This is a genomic window from Microbulbifer sp. VAAF005 (assembly GCF_030012985.1).
Taxonomy (GTDB): Bacteria; Pseudomonadota; Gammaproteobacteria; order Pseudomonadales; family Cellvibrionaceae; genus Microbulbifer.
The window spans coordinates 3,770,510-3,789,429 of sequence record NZ_CP120233.1 but is presented as its reverse complement, the minus strand read 5'-3'; the positions used below and the strand labels follow the sequence as shown (position 1 = coordinate 3,789,429).

17 protein-coding genes and 1 pseudogene are annotated in these 18,920 nt (G+C 50.1%); 4 read left to right on the top strand and 14 right to left on the bottom strand.

Going from position 1 to position 18,920, the window contains the following annotated elements:
* Positions 1 to 107: 107 nt before the first annotated feature.
* Positions 108 to 818 (top strand): Sir2 family NAD+-dependent deacetylase, encoded by a 711-nt coding sequence (gene cobB, locus P0078_RS17075; protein WP_282931123.1) that lies wholly within the window; start codon positions 108 to 110, stop codon positions 816 to 818.
* Here cobB and P0078_RS17070 read toward each other — a convergent pair.
* Entirely contained in the window at positions 815 to 1,378 is a 564-nt protein-coding gene (locus tag P0078_RS17070) for a SixA phosphatase family protein (RefSeq protein ID WP_282931122.1), read from the bottom strand. The genes cobB and P0078_RS17070 overlap by 4 nt on opposite strands.
* A 169-nt stretch (positions 1,379 to 1,547) precedes the next feature.
* Entirely contained in the window at positions 1,548 to 2,024 is a 477-nt protein-coding gene (locus P0078_RS17065) for a DNA binding protein (RefSeq protein ID WP_282931121.1), read from the bottom strand.
* 550 nt (positions 2,025 to 2,574) lie between these two features.
* Between P0078_RS17065 and P0078_RS17060 the strand changes: the two genes are divergently transcribed.
* Positions 2,575 to 3,021, top strand: coding sequence for a CBS domain-containing protein (locus tag P0078_RS17060; RefSeq protein ID WP_282931120.1), 447 nt, complete (start codon positions 2,575 to 2,577; stop codon positions 3,019 to 3,021).
* A gap of 11 nt (positions 3,022 to 3,032) precedes the next feature.
* On the opposite strand, the gene P0078_RS17055 is transcribed toward P0078_RS17060, so the two are convergent.
* The 3 genes from P0078_RS17055 to P0078_RS17045 form a co-directional block, all read right to left on the bottom strand.
* Positions 3,033 to 4,874, bottom strand: a complete 1,842-nt coding sequence (locus tag P0078_RS17055) for an SLC13 family permease (protein WP_282931119.1) — start codon at positions 4,872 to 4,874, stop codon at positions 3,033 to 3,035.
* 126 nt (positions 4,875 to 5,000) lie between these two features.
* Positions 5,001 to 5,591: a hypothetical protein gene (locus tag P0078_RS17050; RefSeq protein WP_282931118.1), complete on the bottom strand. Its 591-nt coding sequence runs from the start codon at positions 5,589 to 5,591 to the stop codon at positions 5,001 to 5,003.
* Between the two features lie 807 nt (positions 5,592 to 6,398).
* Positions 6,399 to 6,989 (bottom strand): hypothetical protein, encoded by a 591-nt coding sequence (locus P0078_RS17045; protein WP_282931117.1) that lies wholly within the window; start codon positions 6,987 to 6,989, stop codon positions 6,399 to 6,401.
* 1,077 nt (positions 6,990 to 8,066) lie between these two features.
* Here P0078_RS17045 and P0078_RS24780 point away from each other — a divergent pair.
* Positions 8,067 to 8,887, top strand: a pseudogene (locus P0078_RS24780) (tRNA 2-selenouridine(34) synthase MnmH).
* Positions 8,888 to 8,904: 17 nt separating this feature from the next.
* Here the strand turns inward: P0078_RS24780 and P0078_RS17030 are convergent.
* From P0078_RS17030 to P0078_RS16990, 9 genes are all read right to left on the bottom strand, one after another.
* Entirely contained in the window at positions 8,905 to 9,834 is a 930-nt protein-coding gene (locus tag P0078_RS17030; protein ID WP_282931114.1) for an SDR family oxidoreductase, read from the bottom strand.
* Positions 9,835 to 9,857: 23 nt separating this feature from the next.
* Positions 9,858 to 10,232, bottom strand: coding sequence for a VOC family protein (locus P0078_RS17025; RefSeq protein WP_108734658.1), 375 nt, complete (start codon positions 10,230 to 10,232; stop codon positions 9,858 to 9,860).
* Between the two features lie 55 nt (positions 10,233 to 10,287).
* A complete protein-coding gene (locus P0078_RS17020) occupies positions 10,288 to 10,656 on the bottom strand; it encodes a DUF2750 domain-containing protein (RefSeq protein WP_108734659.1) in 369 nt (122 codons plus the stop codon).
* Between the two features lie 61 nt (positions 10,657 to 10,717).
* Complete coding sequence (gene rlmD, locus P0078_RS17015; RefSeq protein ID WP_282931113.1) at positions 10,718 to 12,028, bottom strand: 23S rRNA (uracil(1939)-C(5))-methyltransferase RlmD; 1,311 nt, start codon at positions 12,026 to 12,028, stop codon at positions 10,718 to 10,720.
* Between the two features lie 93 nt (positions 12,029 to 12,121).
* Positions 12,122 to 12,829, bottom strand: coding sequence for a M48 family metallopeptidase (locus P0078_RS17010; protein WP_282931112.1), 708 nt, complete (start codon positions 12,827 to 12,829; stop codon positions 12,122 to 12,124).
* Between the two features lie 33 nt (positions 12,830 to 12,862).
* Positions 12,863 to 13,291: a hotdog fold thioesterase gene (locus P0078_RS17005; protein WP_282931111.1), complete on the bottom strand. Its 429-nt coding sequence runs from the start codon at positions 13,289 to 13,291 to the stop codon at positions 12,863 to 12,865.
* 82 nt (positions 13,292 to 13,373) lie between these two features.
* On the bottom strand, positions 13,374 to 13,988 hold the full coding sequence (locus tag P0078_RS17000) for a DUF2799 domain-containing protein (protein ID WP_282931110.1): 615 nt from the start codon (positions 13,986 to 13,988) through the stop codon (positions 13,374 to 13,376).
* Between the two features lie 55 nt (positions 13,989 to 14,043).
* The gene (locus tag P0078_RS16995) at positions 14,044 to 14,694 is read right to left on the bottom strand and encodes an MBL fold metallo-hydrolase (RefSeq protein WP_108734664.1); all 651 of its coding nucleotides are present in this window, start codon (positions 14,692 to 14,694) and stop codon (positions 14,044 to 14,046) included.
* A gap of 50 nt (positions 14,695 to 14,744) precedes the next feature.
* Positions 14,745 to 15,638: a hypothetical protein gene (locus P0078_RS16990; RefSeq protein ID WP_282931109.1), complete on the bottom strand. Its 894-nt coding sequence runs from the start codon at positions 15,636 to 15,638 to the stop codon at positions 14,745 to 14,747.
* 433 nt (positions 15,639 to 16,071) lie between these two features.
* Between P0078_RS16990 and malT the strand changes: the two genes are divergently transcribed.
* Positions 16,072 to 18,786 (top strand): HTH-type transcriptional regulator MalT, encoded by a 2,715-nt coding sequence (gene malT / locus P0078_RS16985; RefSeq protein WP_282931108.1) that lies wholly within the window; start codon positions 16,072 to 16,074, stop codon positions 18,784 to 18,786.
* Positions 18,787 to 18,920 lie beyond the last annotated feature (134 nt).

The window sequence follows — 18,920 nt, the reverse complement described above, 5'->3', positions numbered from 1 at the left end:
GCCAGGGCGGTAACATTATGAGTCAGGCCAGCCCATCAATTAAGACCTCTGAGCTGAATGCGAGCTCCTCTGAAGATCCAAGCAATGCCCTTGTGTGAAAATATAAAATGAAAAAACAGTATCAAAAAATCGTTGTACTTACCGGCGCAGGAATTTCAGCTGAATCTGGTATAGGCACTTTTCGCGGTGCCGATGGCCTGTGGGAAAACCATCGCCTGGAAGATGTCGCAACGCCAGAGGCATTTGATCGCAATCCGGCACTGGTACATAGATTTTATAATGAACGCCGCCAGCAGCTGCTATCTGCAGATATCCATCCCAACCCTGCCCATCTCGCCCTGGCCGAACTGGAACAGAAATTCCAAGGGGATTACTTACTGGTTACTCAAAATATTGACAACCTGCATGAGCGCGCGGGCAGTGACCAGATAATTCATATGCATGGAGAGCTACTAAAAGCACGATGCAGCCGGAGCGGGAAACTATATCCCCTCAATTCGGATCTTTCGATAGCTGATACCTGTAGTTGCTGTCAGCAGGCGGGAAACCTTCGCCCCCATGTGGTCTGGTTTGGAGAAATGCCTCTGGAAATGGAAGCTATCTATCAGGCGTTATCCGATTGCGATCTATTCATCAGCATTGGCACATCTGGAAACGTCTACCCAGCAGCGGGATTTGTCGAATGTGCCAATCAGGCTGGAGCTCACACCATAGAGTTGAACCTAGAGCGCAGTAGTGTCGGCGATGCCTTCAAGGAACACCGCCACGGACTGGCGTCACAGGTAGTCGATAGTTTTATAAAAGAAATTATTAATTAAGGTGACTCTGAAACTGCATTTTCTGTCTGCGAGGATTTCATCGGGCCATAGCGCTGTATCAAAGTGGTTACCCCCTCATTATCACGCACAAGGATATAGAGTCGGTCAAACTCACTAGCCTCTCGAATAGGTCGCCCTTTTTCACCGCCGAGCAATTCCGCCAGTTTTGGAGTGGTATTGCTGTGCCCAACCACTAAAATTCGATTTCCCGCCTGCTGCAAAGAGTTAGCAAATTCTTTTAAATCTCTGGGGTTATAAATTTCCACTTCAAGCCCCAGCTCTTTTGACAGAGGCTCAACCGTTTCCCGGGTGCGGTTGTAGTCAGTGCTATAGATAGCATCTATACCCACTCCCCCAAGAATATAGGCGAGTTGCCGTGCACGCTGCCGGCCCGCCTCAGTCAAATGAGGGTCGCGACCCACCCCGGGCCCTTTCTCTTTTTCTGCATGGCGTATTAAGTAAATAACCTGAGACTCAGAAGAGTCGGCTAAAACCCAATTTGAAGCCCCAACCAGAACAAAAAGTGTACAGAAAATAAACAGCTTAAGTCTTGAAAGCACAGTATAAACTCCCAGGTAAATAACGGGGCAGACATATGCTGAATATAATAAGGTAAGTAAAGAGAGGATGCGGCGAAAATGCCAAATAATGCGATGAATTAAAATCGAACGATTTTTGAAAAAATATTTGATGCCGGATATCCGGCATCAAATTAGTGGTCATCCAGAATTAGATTTTCCACTCTTTTACGGTGTCCAGACCGTACTCATCAATCCACTGGCTCAGGGCCTTAGGATTACGCTTTTTCTTTTCAACAGTAGCGCCGGTATACGGGTTGCGATAGTGACCAGTTTCCAGCTTGGGCTCTGCTGCCTTTGCTGCCGGTGCTGCACGACGGCCGCGACGGGGGCTGTCACCTTCCTTCTTGAGGTGACGGGCAACGCGAGCCTTCAGGGTTTGTACGTAGTCTGCTGGATCTTCATCACCCAGCTGTGCTACCAGCCATTCAACGATTTGCTGGCCACGGGCAACGAAGAACTCCTCTTCATCCATGTGGTATTCAGCAGCAAGGTTTACCAGTGCTTTATCATAGGCAATTACGCCATCTTTCTTGCGTTCAGCCTGAGCCATTTGCTCTTGTAACTCTTCGATTCTTGCCTGATGTTCGGCGATTTGTTGTTCAAGTTGTTCGTATTCCTGAAACATTCAATAAACCTCAACGACGGTTATTAAAAAACACAGAGATATATCTGTGGCGCTGGGCGACACAGATTGTTATTTCGGATATACCGTGTAAAAAATCAACAAACACCATGGCTGGCCAATGGCAAGCAATTTAGTGATGTTTAGTCCGGCATATTATGAATTGCCCGATATACATGAGTAGATACCACTACACATCGTGTAGTTCTGGTGTTAGGTATATTCGGCAAATACATTATTAAAAACTAGCCGATTTCAGCTCGGTTCGGCAAACACTCCGAATCACTGATTATATTTTTCGACTGAGGTCGCGAATAATAATCTTTCACCGGCAAATATCAACCATTTGTGTCCCTACCTTTGAATATAATAGGAATAATTCAAAATAAGGGCTAAAAAGTGTAACAAAGGCGGCCATATCTGCAATCTTAAAAGGATATCCCTAGGGAGCGCAATTAGCTATATTGTAGCTGCAGTCGTCAATTGCAAATTAGTCGCTGTGTAACGGTAATCGAGCATATTGCCAAATACAATTGGATACCCAGATCATACTATGTCCACTCACAATAATATCCACCATATACCGACTTTGGCCGCTCTGATGACGCCATTTCCCTACCATATCGATATCAATGCCACGGTAGAGGATGCTCTGGCAATGATGGAGGAGCACAAAGTACGCCACCTGCCGGTAACACGTGCAGGCGACTTGGAGACGGTCATTTCCCGAGGGGATATCGAAAGAGCCAATGCACCGGGACACCGTTTAGAAGAGCAGCAACTTTATGTACATGACCTATGTGCCAGACGTCCCTTTATTGCAGATATCCACGACCCGTTAGATAAAATTCTCTTAGCTATGGCAGATACCAGTATTGGTTCGGTACTGGTTATGCGGGAAGGCGAGCTGGTTGGAATTGTAACTGTGACTGATATTTTGCGCTTTTGTAGCAAGTTCATGGCGGAGTTGGCCCAGCCGGTAGACGATTCTATTGCTTGAACTCACTGCGATTACAGGGGCCAAACCCAAAGCAACATGGGGATACTCACAACGAGTACCAACAATTCTAGTGGCAGCCCCATTTTCCAGTAATCACCAAATTCAAACCCTCCCGGCCCCAGAATTAGGGTGTTATTTTGGTGCCCAACCGGTGTTAGAAATGCGCAAGAGGCTCCAATTGCGACAGCCATCAGGAAGCTATCTGGATTCACCGCCAGTTGTTCTGCAGTACTCATGGCAATTGAACACATCACAGCCGCAGTGGCGACATTATTCATGAAATCAGACAGCGTCATGGTAACTACCAGGATCAGCCCCAGGGCCAAAACAGCGCTGCCCTGAGCCAGGACATCCAACAGAACCTGAGCGACCAAGTCTGCAGCTCCCGTTGACTCCATCACATCAGCAACAGCAATCAAAGTCCCCAATAGCACGACTACGGACCCGTCGATAGAGTCATAAACATTTCGCAGCGGCACTATCTTCAACGCCATAAAAGCCAATACACAAGTGGCGAACGAGATTGCTGCCGGCAATAGGCCGAACGCTGCACCAGCGACACCAAGCACCATAGCCAATAGGGCAATGGCCGCCTTCTCCTTGTTGGGAATGCTAATATCCCTTGAGGCCAGAGGCACACAGCCCTTTTCCCTAGCAAAGCTGTTTAGGTTTTCATCGGCCCCCATCATTAACAGAGCATCACCGGCCAGTAATGGTGTCGAACGCAACCGGCGCACCGAGCGGCGCCCCTGGCGCGAGAGTGCTAGCAAGTGAATCTGGTATCTCGCTGCAAGGCGTGAAAACCTCATAGGGCGTCCCACTAAAGGGGAGTCTGGCATAACAACCAACTCCCGCAGCTGCATTTCGGTACGATCCGCCAGTGCTTTTATTGGGGGCTTATTCTGAGAATCACTCTCGGTATTATTGCTGCCCGATTGTCGAGCCTTACCCGATGAATCTGCCCCAAGGGCTCCCACTGTTTTCAAACTGAGATTGGACAAGCAGGTGGCAAGGCTCTCCGGCTCCGCCTCAATGACCAAAATGTCACCACTATTTACTTTATGCCAGGGAGTCGCGGGAGAGACCCTGGCATCATTGTGTACGACACCCACAACTTGGGCATCTTCTGTTCCCAGCATCTTGGAAATTTCACGTAGATTCTTACCGGCAGCTACACTTTTTTCCTCAACAAGTGCTTCTGTTAAATATGTGCCAGTTTCAAAGGAGGAGGCCCCCGTTCGGTTGCGGACAGGCACCAAGCGCCACCCAACAAATGCAATAAACAAAACTCCAGCTATCGCAACTGCCAGCCCCACCGGGGTGAAATCAAACATACCATAGCTACCGGCGCCAGAATCCGCCCGAAAACCGGAAACGACCAAGTTTGGCGGTGTACCTATCAGTGTGGTCATCCCTCCCAGAATCGTTGCGAAAGACAGGGGCATCAAAACCCTCCCCAATGCCACTTTCTGTTTCTCAGCCATATCCACAGCCACGGGCATTAATAAGGCCAACGCGCCGACATTATTCATAAAGCTCGATAAAAACGCACCGAGCCCAATGAGTAACAATATGGATACTGAGATACTCCCGCTTTTGCGAACAACTCGTTGTGCAAGTGCATCCATTGCACCGGTATTTTGTAAACCGCGACTCAGGATTAACACACAAGCTACAGTCACAACCGCTGGATGCCCAAAACCAATAAAAGCATTTTCCGGGGGAATTAACCCCGTAAAGACACAAGTCAATAAGGCTGCTAAAGCAACCATATCGTGGCGCCACCGCCCCCATATAAACAGGGTTATAGTGATGCTTAAAATAATCAGGATTAGTAACTGGTCAACAGTCATAGAGAAAGATATCCCTGAATATTAAAGCTGATCAGATTTCTGTTCAGCTATCTATTCAGGGTATACCCGGGAAACTACATGGAGCGCACTTCTACGCCAGAAGCCCCCATATTAGAGGTACCAAACTTAAGAAAAAGTAACCGCGCGCTCTTCCAATGGATAAAATTGAGTACCTACTTTAATACAAACCTTACCAGGACTACAGGAGAACCAACCTCTATACCCAGTCACCTGAATATTTTTATGAGTGCCGCCCATTGCTTGGCGCAAACGTTGAGCCCAAGGTCTTAACTTTTCTCCATCGTACCCAGAACCACAGGCACATACATGTAAATTCACAAAATTAGCGGGAAGCCCTTCTTTGACCAGAGTAGTTGCCAGTTGCTGAGGCGTATAGGTTTTCCACTCTCCCCCTTGCCACTCTTCCCGACCATTTACATAAATTTTTTTCTGTTTATTGTCGCTGGTGGAACGTTCAGCACCAATATATTTTCCGTCTGCTGCCCCTGTGCCATGAGTTACAATATAGAGCGTGTCTGCCGGATTCAGCTTACTCAGGCACTGGTTCACCCATCGATACATGGCTTTACCAACGCCCGATGTAACCTTATTGGCCAGAATTTGATTTACAGGTATTTTCCAGGCCTTAGCTAAATTTTCAGCGTACTCCTGCATTTCTCCACTGCCAATAGGGATATAGATATATTCTTTTGCCATTTTTCTATCCTTTCTAGATTCCAGAGCAATTCGCTCTTGTAAAATCTATGCACTTCCAAAACTATATTTAATAAGCCGCACTATTTTTTGGAGTTCGAATATTACTCCTCGTGACCGTCGTCAGTATCAGGTTCAAAAAGTGAACTCAAAATCTGATTTCAGGGGCAACAAATTAAAATTCATTCTCTCATATTGACTGTCAATATTTGTCAGAAATATCAATCTGTCACCTAACGGCAAACACTAACAATTAGACTTTAGACAACATGCCTATTTATTATTCACGGAACTCTCTACAAAACATCAGGGCATTAAATCTGGAGGAATAGGGGACTTACTGGCGAGCAGATACTGTAATTTTCAAGGTCAGTTTTATGAATCCTGCTTTGCTCATGACTGGCCAACGAAACTTATCTTTCCATAGAAGAATTTCACTACTGAATAACTATCAATGTACAAACGAACTTAAATTTTAGCCAAGAAATGACCAATATACACAGGCCAGGACTAATCGGTATTTGGTGACACATAAAGTGCACAGTTGGAAATACGGAACGGAGTGTTTAAATAAGTCGCCAAGTGCTTTAGATGCCCGGCCCTTTTTATAGGCAAAGGGAGAGTATGGAAGAGTACAAGCTAAATATTTATACAGATATTTGGCTTACACTTGAACAACTTATTTGTGGAGTTATATATGTGAGTATCATTTACTGGTAAATGAACTAACATGCACCAACTTTCTGTTTGCCCTCATCCCTGAAGAGCAAACTTAGTTAGACATTAGAAATATTCCGTGTTATGTCACTCTTAAGAAAAAGTAACTGCACGATCCTCCATTGGGAAAAACTCATGCCCCACTTTAATACATACCTTATTTGCACTACATGAGAACCAACCCAAGTAGCCCGTAACTTGAATGTCTTTATAGGTACCCACCATTTGTTGACGAAGGCGCTGAGCCCAGGGCCTCAGCTTTTTTCCATCATAGCCTGAACCACAAGCACAAACATGTAGGTTTACAAAGTTGGCTGGTAGGCCTTCTTTTGAAAGGGTAGTAGCCAGCTGCTCTGGAGTATATGTTTTCCACTCTCCGCCTTGCCAGGTAACAGCCCCCCTGTTAACGACTTTCTTCTGCTTATTACTGCCAACCGATCGCTCTGCACCAATCACTTTACCATCAGCAGCTCCAGTACCATGAGTAACGATGTAAAGTGTATCTGCTGGAGTGAGCTTACTCAGACATTGATCCACCCAGCGATATATGGCTTTGCCACGCCCAGAGGTTGCTTTATTCGACAATATCTGATTTACAGGGATGCTCCAAGCAGTCGCAAGATCCTTAGCGAACTCCTGCATTTCCTCACTATTTATGGGTATATAGATATATTTTTTTGCCATTTTTACTTACTTTTTTATATCGGGTTTTGTAGCAGTGATGACAGGCTATACATAGATAAAAATATGGCCATCAAATTGAAAAACAACCTGACTAAACCACACCTACGAGTCACCCCTCAAAAACTTTAAAATGAGAGCCGCAATAAATATCTCAAAAAAGCGAGAAACCTTTCATTAACAACCTCAAGAAGGAAAAATAAATCCGTTAACAGAAAAATGGCAAGGAAAATTATCTCACATCAAACCCCCTTCACAAACCAACAAGAAACAGCAGTACAATCTTATTTCCTGCACATTATTTTGATAATCAGGACTTCTGTCCGTTGAAACTCGCAAACACCTTGCCAACTGCAAAAATATTGCATTCACAAAACCCCTGACACTTCAACAAAAACCTCTCACACTTCATCGAATGACAAAAATGTAGTAGCCATTGATATAATTACGCAAAACAGAAGCACTAATTGAAGGGAAAACAAACAAACTAAAATATTAAACACTTTGATGAAGCCTAAATTTTAGACCAATCAAATACTCAACAATAAAAATGACAGGAACAAATTAGGGGCTCATTTAAAACCATATTAAATAGCTTTAACCACATACGTATAATGCACATTAAAAGTGAAATAGACATCCAATTTCATTACAGCATCAGCAATTAAGCATGGGCAGATAATATATTAAAACAAATTACTATCGCCCGCCCATCTATAAGCACATAAAACACGACACTCCCAGTAGGCCTTCATATAGAATGGCGATACAATAGGGGCTAAAATCACTATAAATTTAATGGGAATATTACTTTGCGGACAGATACTGCAAATTTTAAAAAACTGTTTTTAGAGGATACTCCCCTCTTAGATGTACGTGCACCTATAGAGTTTTCCCGAGGCGCATTTCCCTCAGCAAATAATTATCCACTATTGGATGATCACCAGCGTGAACTAATTGGTACCGCATACAAACATAGTGGACAACAGGCAGCCATTGATTTGGGCTGGGAGCTGGCCACAGAAGAAGTAATCACTGCCCGCCTCGCTTACTGGAAAAGGTTCATCAATCACTCTCCCAATGGCTATCTCTATTGTTTTAGGGGGGCTACGCTCCCGCATATCACAAAAACTGCTTCTTGCAGAAGGGATTGACTATCCAATGATAAAAGGGGGCTATAAAGCGATGCGCAATTACCTTCTGTCAGAATTGGAGAAACAATGTAAAAGCCTACCCCTGGTCGTAATTTCGGGATATACGGGAAGTGGAAAAACAGAGCTGATCAATTGGGCTCAACGATCTATAGACCTTGAGGGCATCGCTAAACATCGGGGTTCCAGTTTTGGCCGCACTGACAGCGAGCAGCCTTCACAAATCAATTTTGAAAATAGAATCAGTATTGATTTATTAAAACTCTCCCAACAGCCGGGCAATGTTGCGATCGAGGATGAAAGCCGGTTAATCGGATGCTGTGCCCTCCCCCCACACTGCAAACCGCGATGAAAGCGGCTCCTCGAGTACTTGTTGAAGTGCCCTTGGAAGAGCGGGCAAAACGTATTGTGCGCGATTATATCAATGAAGGACTCAAGCGTTTTGCGGCCAATGAAAAGCCCCCTGTACAATGCTTAGGGGAAGAGCTGCGTTTCAATCTTAATAAAATTCAAAAACGCTTAGGTGGTCAGTGCTATAAGCAGTTAGATGAGGCATTGATTTCAGCTAATCGCGAACTGGAACATCATGGTAATAGCGAGGCCTACATCCCAGTAGTAGTCTCGCTACTGCAGAATTACTACGATGGCAGCTACAACCACCTTATGGAGAAATCTAAACAGGAGATCCTATTCCGTGGTACCTATAGTGAAGTACAGCAGTGGCTAATGGACTCCTGCCAAGTAAACTAAAAGAGGCAATTAGGCCATCAGGTTTTAGGTGCCAGACGATTCAACTTGAAACGCCGCATTAAAAACCAGTCCCTAAAACTGCGCGGCAGCCAGCGGGCCATCCAGGGCAACAGGCTGCTGCGATTACCAATACGCACCAAAGGACGAGCGCGTTTTCGCAGCAGCTCACGCACCAGCTTTTTGGCCAGTGTGCTTGCCAATGTAGCATTCTGTTGGGACTCCTGGGCACGGGCCCTAACCGCCTCTTCCTGCCGTTTATACAGGGAGTCCGGCGGCAAAAGACCGCGCAGGGATGTCTCAGCGTGGCGACCAAATTCCGATGCGATCGCACCGGGTTGCACCGTCATTACCCGAATGCCAAAAGGTTTTAGTTCAAGTCGCAAAACATCAGAAATGGAGTGTAGGGCCGCTTTAGAAGCACAATAGGCACCGGAGAAAGGTGTAGGCATTACCCCGGAAACCGAGCCGATATTACACACAATTCCGCCCTGCTCCGAACGCATTAAAGGTACACAGGCCCTAATCAGAGCGAGAGGGGCAAATACATTGGTTCGGAACTGCTTTTCCAGTGCTCGCGTGTCCAGTTCCAGCAACGGCCCCATCTGACCGTAACCGGCGTTATTGACCAAAATATCGAGCCGCCCGTATGCCGCTTTTACTGCGTGAACCACTCGATTGATATCCGCCTGGGAATTCACATCCAAGGCCTCAGTGGCAATTCCCAGGTCCGCCAGCTCTTGTAAACTTTCCGGGCGGCGCGCCGTGGCAATCACTATGGTTCCCCGGCGATGTAGCGCCAAAGCCAACTCCCGCCCAATACCGCTTGAGCAGCCGGTAATTAAAGCCACTCTATCCGGAACCACATAACCCCGCCCAATTTGCGCAAGGCTTTCCGCAGCAAAACTTCGATTGGGGGAACGAAATCTGGAAATGGGCGGCTTATCCACAGGAACTGCTCCGTTTAATGGTCCTATCTCTCAATGGGCGTTTGCAGGTACTCAATCAATCCGAAAACATTGCCATAGGGGTCGAGAAAGCTCGCCATCAGCACACGTCCAGAAACTTCCTCTATATCCGTGTGCTGCCGCACCCCCATAGTGCCGAGTCGCTCAATCTGCGCGGCCAAATCCAAAACCTGCCAGTAAGCAACTACACCATCGGCCCGGCTGATCGCACTGCGCGCATCGGCATTTAATCCGAGCTCGCAATCACCAATACTAAACGCCGCATAGCTATCGCTTTCATAGCTGGGTTTCTGTTCGAGTACCTGCGTATACCAGGCCACAGCCTCGGTAATGTTGGCAACTCCGTAGACTGTTTTGCGCAAGCCAAGAATCTGCCCCATTTGAGACACCCCGTTGAGTAATTTTTATCCACTGGGTGGGCCACTATGGCGCAGTTTATTGCAGCTCTTGCTCCAACTGCTCCAGTAGGTCTAGGGGCTCTACCTCAACCCCTTCCAGTTCGGCGTTCCAGTTTATCCCCACCAATAAGACATCTTCATGCATGCCGGTGAGCCAGTCATCCATAAATTCTTCCAGGTCAATTGCCACTGCCTCATAGTCAGCCCAGTCTCCTTCGCAGTGGTCTTGTGCAAATTCTCTTTGCGACCAAAAGGGCATAACCTCGGTATCGGCCCGCTTTTCAGACTCACAAAGTGCAAAGCCCTCCTCACCCTGCAGGGCCCAGACGCAGCCCTGGCCTACAGCTTCAGGCAAAAAGCGCGCGCAATTATCTTCAAAATTATCGGTTAGGGTTTCGCTTTGCATAACAACTTCGCTTAAACGGTTTTACCGCAGTTTACGTTAGTTTTCCCGGCCTCAATAGGCCCTAAATTCTGTCGAATACTGCCATCGACTCAACATGATCGGTATGGGGAAACATATCCATGACACCCGCCTTACTCAACCGGTACCCCAACTTCACCAATTCACCGGCATCCCGGGCCAGGGTGGCCGGGTTACAGGAGACGTAGACGATCCTACTGGCAGAAAATCGCGCCAACCCGCGCACAGCCTCCAGAGCGCCGTCCCTCGGTGGGTCCAACAGGATTTTATCGAAACCTGCTTCAGCCCAAGGCGCACCTGCCATTTTTTCGTTCAGGTCGGCAGAATAAAAGTGCACATTTTGTAATTGGTTCAAAGCGGCATTGTCCTCACCTCGTTGAGTTAAAGCGCCGACACCTTCGACCCCGATCACTTCCGCTGCACGACGCGCCAATGGCAGGGTAAAATTCCCCAATCCACAAAATAAATCCAATACACGCTCGGAGGGTTGCGGATCGAGTAACTCAACGGCTCGACTCACCATCTGCCGATTTATCGCAAAATTAACCTGCACAAAATCCTGCGGTTTAAATCTCAGCGTCAGGTCAAATTCCGGCAACTGATAACTGAGATAAGCGGCTCCTTCTGTCGGCCAGATTCTCTCCAGGGAAGCATCACTACCACCTTGTATATACAGGTGTATACCAGTGGTTTTAGCAAATGCTAACCAGAGCGCCAAGTCCTTATCTGACAGGGGCTTTAAATGGCGGAGCACCAGAGCTGTCACATCATCTCCAACCGCCACTTCCAGATGAGAAAAGTTTGCCCGGCCTTCACTTTCGCCAACAAGTTTTTTTAGCGACCCTAAATGTTCGGCAATTTTTGTATGTAGTACCGGGCACTCATCAATATCTACCAAATCATTGCTGTGCTTTTTTCGAAAACCAAAAAGCAGCTCGCCACCCTGGGACTTTTTTAATTTGCGAATGCCGATACGGGCCTTGCGTCGATAACCATAGGGATCAGCGGTTAACGGCGGCAGTATTTCTTCGGGTTCAATTCCACCAAAGCGCAACAACTGATCCAAAAGAATTTTTTGCTTTTCTATAATTTGTGCCGATGGCTCCAGGTGCTGAACCGAACAGCCTCCACATGAATCCACATAGGCGCACTGCGGCGCGCACCGATCTGTTGAAGCCGATAGGACTTCCTCAACAATTCCCTCATCAAAACGGCCGCGCCGTGCGGTATAGCGGAATTTAATCTGCTCTCCCGGTAAGGCACTATCAATAAACACCGTTTTGCCACCTACCCGGGCAATACCGCGCATATCGTGACTAAATTTTTCTATTGTCGCTTCAGCGAGGCTCGGCAAGTTTTTTTAACCGGCTTGCGGCCAGTAATAAAACGGGGCTTCTTACTCATAATTAATTGGGAGAATTCAGTACAACTAAAGAATAGAAAAAAGTTACAGGGTCAGGCGGTGGCCGTTATCGCGCAACCAGCGGCGCAACTCTTTAAATCTAGGGCACACACTTTGGACCAAATCCCAGAAAGCGCGGCTGTGGTTATGGTGTTGCAAATGGCAGACTTCGTGAGCCACCAGGTAATCCACTATAGGCTCAGGAGCGAGACAAACAAGCCAGTTAAACTGCAGCTCACCGCGGATACTACAGTGACCCCACTTGCTTTTGGTACGACGGACTTTTACTGATGAAATACTTAACCCCAGCTGCTCGGCCAACACATGGGATTTTTGCGTTAACAATGCCAATGCTTCCCGCTGGTAAAGGCGTTGTAAAGCAGTTTGCAGCTGCGTGTCATCAGGCTCGCGATAGCGGGTATAAAGCCCGATAGCACCATCGCCAATACCGGCACTTTTACTGCTCATTGCACGCTCTAAGGGAAGCTGCTGTCCCAGCCAGGGAAAACTCTCACCAAAAGCGTACCGATATTGCGGCACCTGCGCAGCGCGCCGGTCGGCTGCGAGTAACTGCGCTCTCACCCACTGGATATTTTCCTGCAGGAATTCATGGCCATAACGGGCTGCACATCGCTGTGGAATTCGCACTTCCACACCACCGGAAGACAGTACCAGCCCCAGACGCTTGCGCCGGCTCGAACGCACCAAGCGATAGGGAATATCTTCAAAAATAAAGTCCTGGGCCTGTTTCAAGCGGGATCTCCACTCGCAACCCAGGAGCTAATACTAGGCACCATGAGCTACAACAGCCATGGTAATGCGAGAAATACAACTGAGTTTCCCATTGGGTGCATAGATCAGAATTTCCCACACCTGACTGCTGCGCCCAATATGCACGGGTTTTGCACGACCTCGAACCTCTCCCTCGGGGACAGGGCGCAGATGATTGGCATTAACTTCCTGACCGACACAATAAAATTTATCGGTATCCACTAATAGGTTGGCGCCTATGGAACCCAGCGTCTCCGACAATACGACATTGGCACCACCATGCAAAATACCGAAGGGCTGGCGAGTGCGATGATCTACGGGCAAAGTCCCTTCCAGGTAATCATCGCCAATTTCCGTAATTTCCATTCCCAGGTAGCCGGGCATGCACTGGGATATTCCCTGGTTCAGTTCTTCCAGTGAAGGATTTAAATGCCAAATTGCCATTACAATAAATCTCTTGTGCGTGTGATACCGGAGCATTAACCCGGACTTCTTTACTTACATTCAGTGTCAAAATTTTTTTTACTTACCAATAAAATAATCTGGCAGAAAAAAATCCGGGGGGATAATAGCCGGGCGTTAAATGCGTGGGGCCAAACAAGCCGTAACGAAACAACTCCATATCCAACATCCGCAGCTCCCAGCGAAGGCGGCTGCGCTGCAAGTACAATGCCTGGGCCTGGGCTTCACTATCAGTGTTCCGATAGGCGTAATGCAGGGAGAGCAACTCGCGCTCTAAATTATCCCGGCGCCACATAAGGCGCTGGTAATGCTGCTCTATACGGTATTCGGCGAGACCGCGCTCGTAATTCTGTAAAAACAAATCAGCAGTAGGGCCAGTGCAAACCCCTTGGTAATTACGTCCCCTACGCCCCTGGTGATAGCCATTTTCTGCAGTGCAGTAAGTCTCGACACCCTCTTCATGGCCCTGCAGCCATGCATCGCTATCCACATGCATGTCGTAGCTGTCACACTCTTGGGCAATATCGTACACCAGCGACTGTGAGCGACCGCGAGCGCCGTCTTGCAGGCCCCGCTCATACCAGAGCCCCGCGCGGCACTCCTCTTCGGAAATTACTGCGCAGCCGCTTAACCCCAGCACCAGCAAGGCGAGAAAAAGACGTATTTTTCCTGCAAACATAAAATGGGACTCCCGGCGCTGTACTTCCCGCCTGTTATTGGAATCCAGGTATCACTTAACCAAAGCGCTTGTCGGCGACAAAAGGATTGGTTTGGCGCTCCTGGCCAAAAGTGGACATGGGGCCATGTCCCGGTACAAATTGAACCTCATCACCCAGCGGCCATAGGCGCTCTTTGATAGAGCGAATCAGGGTATCGTGATCTCCCTGGGGAAAATCTGTGCGCCCGATCGAACCGGCAAACAAAACATCTCCCACCAGAGCCAACTGGCTGGGGCGGTGGAAGAAAATCACATGGCCGGGAGTATGGCCCGGGCAGTGGTGCACCTCCAGTTCCTGATCTCCTACAGTAACCGTATCTCCCTGTTCCAACCAGCGGTCTGGAGTAAATACTTCGACAGCGGGGAAACCAAACATCTGCGCCTGCATAGGCAACTGCTGAATCCAGAAATCATCGCCTTTATGCGGCCCCTCTATCGGCAGCTGGAGCTGCTTGGACAACGCCGCAGTGCCGCCTACATGGTCCAGGTGGCCATGGGTCAGCAGGATTTTCTCCAGCTTGAGACCGCGCTCCTCCACCGCCGCCAGAATCTTATCGAGATCGCCACCGGGGTCGACAACAGCCGCGCGCTTACTGTCTTCACACCACAGCAACGAGCAGTTTTGCTGGAAAGGAGTAACCGGAACCAGGTGATATTGCAGCGACATAAGAAAGCGGCCCTTCATCTTTTACAGGAGACTGTTGAGGTAATTGGGGATTATACCGCGAGAGCCTGCTGAGAGGGTTGTGGATGCCGATGAGCGGGCTTATTCACTGTCTTGAGCAGGGAGCGCACATCCTCTATCAGCTGCTCAACAACTATCGGGTTCCGCCAGTAATCCTCAGGGGGCGAGGGAAAAGCCACTGGACTCAAAGCGCCGTGATCGCTCAGCGAACAAGTCTCATAATCACGGCACACCGCCTGGTTATAGGAGGGGCTCAGGGGTTTGAGGGGCCAGCCAAACAGGTCATTGGGGTGATAAAAATTCTTCCAGCGAAAATTGTATCCCCGGGAATTGGAGGTGACCGCCTGAATTTGCTCCCGGGGTCGATCGGCGCACCAGAGGGGCATTGTCGGCCCCAGGGTGTACCAATGGCTCAGAGTCTTGAGGCGCAAAAACCTCTCACGCGCCGACCCTTTGTGAACGCCTGCGGGACCACCATCACGCCAAACACCGCAACTGACATTGGGGCGCTGGGCATCCCAAAGGTAATTAGATAGGTTGATACAACCCACCGAATGGCTGATCAATATCACCGGGGCCCGCTCATCAACCTCATCAGCGGCCTTGGCCAGCGCCGCATAGATCTCGCGCTGGGTCTTTTCGTAGTTGCTATCCCGGCGATCCACAGTGCCGGACTGCGCCGCTGTCTGCGACATCCCCAGGAGTAAATATTTTCGTGCACGCAGGAAGTCCAGCTCGCCCTTCTGCATACTCTCAAAGGTGCGTTCGATATTACTCTGGAAGTGCTCCAGGCCGGGTAATTCAGCGCAGTAGAGACGCGACCACTCCTCCCCAAATTCGGTTTCCAATGCCGCAAACAGTGGCTTTGCAAACGTATTATCCACAGCCCCCATACCCGCAGCAGCAAGGATTACGATATCCGCCATGGCTTCCTCTTCTTATTATTCTATCGGCGCCTTCGCAGCGCTCGGCTTTTTTAAATGAATGAACATTGATGAAAACCCGCACAAGGGGCATTCTCACTGCCAAATAAAAATCGAAAAATACTGAAAGTGGCGCGAGGGGAAGCTGCACAATAATGCATCCCTTTGCGAGCCGGTGTGGATACATCACAGTAAATATGAACTAACGTACCCACTAATGAGCCGCAGAAACTGCATTGCGACGGGTTGAGATGACCGATTTAACCCGAATAGTAATATACTGCCCAAAGCTAAACCGGCGCCACTCCAATTTGCCACCCAAGAGGCGGAATCACCAGAAAGCTGGCCTATTACAGTGCTGTAACAATACCCGGGTCCTGGTGCATAATAGTGGCTGTACAAAAATCAAACATTTATAACAATCCCTCCCGCAGCGATGCTTTTAACTTCCAAATACAGCCTGCCGGATTGCCCCGAGCACGCCCTATCGCGCCCGCGCCTGCTGTCGGTTCTGAACCAATGCCACAGCGATCAACTGCTGTTGGTGACGGCTCCTGCGGGATACGGCAAAACCACGCTGGTTACCTCCTGGGCCTCACAACAGGACAACCCGGTGGCCTGGTATACGCTGGATGCCAGTGATAATGAACCGAGCCAATTCTGCCGCTACCTGGTGGAAAGTGTGCACAGGGCGACCGGCAATGGTGTCCCCCAGACTCACCAGTTATTGTCCGCGCCCCAGCGTCCGGACCCCTCAACCCTGGTGAGCCACCTTCTATCGGAACTGCGGGGCCTGCCCAGCGAACTGCGCATCGTGCTGGATGACTACCACCAGATCGACAACCAGCAGGTACACGACACTACCCGCTTTTTGTTGCGCCACGCCCCCGCCGGTGTCGGTATTGTTCTCACCAGTCGCAGCCAACCGCCCCTGGGCCTGGCCACCCTGCGAGTTCAAGGGCGATTACTGGAATTGGGCACTAATGAGCTGGCCCTCAACATTGGGGAAATCGCCACCCTGCTCAAGCAGCGCCTACCGTTTAATCTCGACGGCGACCGCGCAGCCCAACTGCATCACCTCAGTGAAGGCTGGCCCCCCGCCGTACAGCTATTCACTTTATCGGTGCGCGACAGCAACGAAGTGGATCGCTATCTGGCAGAGCTGGAGCAGGGCCACAGTCATATTCTCGATTACCTGGCTGAGGAAGTACTGGAACGGCTGGAACCCCAACTGCGCCAACTCCTCTCCTGCACATCGATCCTCACCCGGGTGAACGCCCAACTGGCGGAGCGCCTTACCGGTCGGCAAGATGGTCAGCAGTTGCTGGAAGAAGCCGCGCGTCGGGGGTTATTCCTGCAGGCGCAGGATTCAAGCCGCCAGTGGTTCCGCTTTCACCCGGTCTTCGCCCGCTTCCTGCAGCGGCAAATTAATGACCGCGAACACTTGCTGCAACTGCACAGCACTGCCTGTGATACCTGGCAAGAATTAGACCAGCCAGTGGAGGCCCTGCGCCACGCCCTGGCCGGCGGCGACCGCGAGCGGTTAAAACAACTGCTCAACGATCGAGGGGAACAGCTTCTGCGCGCAGGGCAGTCACGCCTGCTGCGGGACTGCCTCGACTGGCTCGGTGACGAAGCCCTGCAACACAGCGCCCGCTTTACTCTCCTGTCCGCCAAAATGGCACGGGAGAATTTTGAATACGACCTGTGCGAGAAAAACCTGGCGGCCTCGGAAAGCTGGCTACAGCGGGAGGACCCGGCACAGTGGCGCGGCTTTGAAGGCGCTTTTGCCACCATGCGCGCCCAGGTGGCCATTGCCCGTGGGCAGACACTGCAAGCCAAGGAGTATGCTGAAGAAGCTTTGGCCCTACTCCGCGCAGACCAGCTGGGCGAAAGAATCTCCGCTCTGCTGGTCACCGGTGAGACCAGCTTCTGCCTGGGTGCCTTGCAAGAGGCCAACCGCTATATGCAGGAAGTGGAAGCCCTGGCGATCGCCGAACGGGATATCCCCAGCGCCGCCTGGGCCATCTGCCAACAGACAGAGATCGCCTTTGCCCAGGGCCTGCTGAAGAAAGCGTCCACGCTGCAGGAGAAGGTGCAGACCCTGGTGCAGAAAAATCACCTGTCCACACTGCCCATCTCGGAATTTGTGTGCCGGCTGCGCGGCCAGCTGCAATGGGAGTCCGGCGATCTGGAAGGTGCCGAGCAATCCGCTCGCCGAGGTATGCAAATCAACCGCCGGGTCGGCGAGCACTGGCTGCTACCTGAGTACACCCTGCTGTTAAAAATCGCCCAGGCCCGGGGGGAGAAAGAGGATGCCCTGGAGTGGTTGGAGCGTATCGAGCGCCTGCTCACAGACGGGCGCTACCACCGGGACTGGATCGCCAACGCCGATGCCACCCGCATCCGCACCTGGCGCGCCCTGGGCAATCAGCAGGCCATCGCCAGCTGGTTGGAACAGGCTACTCCCGTCGCCGACAGGCCCAGCAATCACTTTGAGCAGTGCCACGGGCGCAACCATGTGCGCGCGATGATTGAACTGCACCACTGGTCCGATGCCAATCGACTATTGAGCCGCCTGAAACAAGTTGCCAACGAGTGCGGCCTGGAGACAGATCGCCTGCGCAACCGGGTGCTGGAATCCCACTTGCTGTGGCTGAGGGAGCAATACGCCCAATCTGTAGAGGCTATTAGTGAAGCCCTGCTTCTCTCCCACGAACGAGATTTTCGCGCCAGCTTTCTGCAGATCGGCAAACCTTTAATCGTTATCCTGAAAGCCGCCCTGGAAAATGGCCTGGGAGAGGCGGAGTCCAGCAAAGCCCAACAACTGATCAAAGCGACACAACAGCAGCCAGAGCTGGACGGTGGTATTCGCATCGAACTGGATGACACCATTATCCGCGAGATACTGGCCAGCGATGCCGTGCCGGACTTCCTGCGCCACTCCCCACTCACCCCAAGGGAATGGCAGGTACTCAATGCGATTCATTCGGGGCTGTCGAACGAGAAAATCGCCCGTCACTTTAAGGTGGCACCGAGCACCATCAAGACCCATATTCGCAGCCTCTACCAAAAGCTGGACGTCAAGGATCGCCAGGAGGCCATCGCCCTGGCCGAGCAAATGCTTCGCTCGGTCCAGGACAAGCCCTAAACAGTCCTGCTCCAGCGGCACAGGGACGTGCCCACTATGCTCCTCATCCCCCGCCCGCCAATACCAAACCACCCCAGGCCGGTCACCCTTTACTCCCCTCTCCCCCTCGCCGGGGAGGAGGAAGCCCGCCAATG

Coding starts and splice junctions, on each gene's coding strand:
- cobB (WP_282931123.1), top strand. CDS start 108: ATGAAAAAACAGTATCAAAAAATCGTTGTACTTACCGGCGCAGGAATT.
- P0078_RS17065 (WP_282931121.1), bottom strand. CDS start 2,024: ATGTTTCAGGAATACGAACAACTTGAACAACAAATCGCCGAACATCAG.
- P0078_RS17060 (WP_282931120.1), top strand. CDS start 2,575: ATGTCCACTCACAATAATATCCACCATATACCGACTTTGGCCGCTCTG.
- P0078_RS17055 (WP_282931119.1), bottom strand. CDS start 4,874: ATGACTGTTGACCAGTTACTAATCCTGATTATTTTAAGCATCACTATA.
- P0078_RS17050 (WP_282931118.1), bottom strand. CDS start 5,591: ATGGCAAAAGAATATATCTATATCCCTATTGGCAGTGGAGAAATGCAG.
- P0078_RS17045 (WP_282931117.1), bottom strand. CDS start 6,989: ATGGCAAAAAAATATATCTATATACCCATAAATAGTGAGGAAATGCAG.
- P0078_RS17025 (WP_108734658.1), bottom strand. CDS start 10,232: ATGGGGCAGATTCTTGGCTTGCGCAAAACAGTCTACGGAGTTGCCAAC.
- P0078_RS17020 (WP_108734659.1), bottom strand. CDS start 10,656: ATGCAAAGCGAAACCCTAACCGATAATTTTGAAGATAATTGCGCGCGC.
- P0078_RS17005 (WP_282931111.1), bottom strand. CDS start 13,291: ATGGCAATTTGGCATTTAAATCCTTCACTGGAAGAACTGAACCAGGGA.
- P0078_RS17000 (WP_282931110.1), bottom strand. CDS start 13,988: ATGTTTGCAGGAAAAATACGTCTTTTTCTCGCCTTGCTGGTGCTGGGG.
- P0078_RS16995 (WP_108734664.1), bottom strand. CDS start 14,694: ATGTCGCTGCAATATCACCTGGTTCCGGTTACTCCTTTCCAGCAAAAC.
- P0078_RS16990 (WP_282931109.1), bottom strand. CDS start 15,638: ATGGCGGATATCGTAATCCTTGCTGCTGCGGGTATGGGGGCTGTGGAT.
- malT (WP_282931108.1), top strand. CDS start 16,072: ATGCTTTTAACTTCCAAATACAGCCTGCCGGATTGCCCCGAGCACGCC.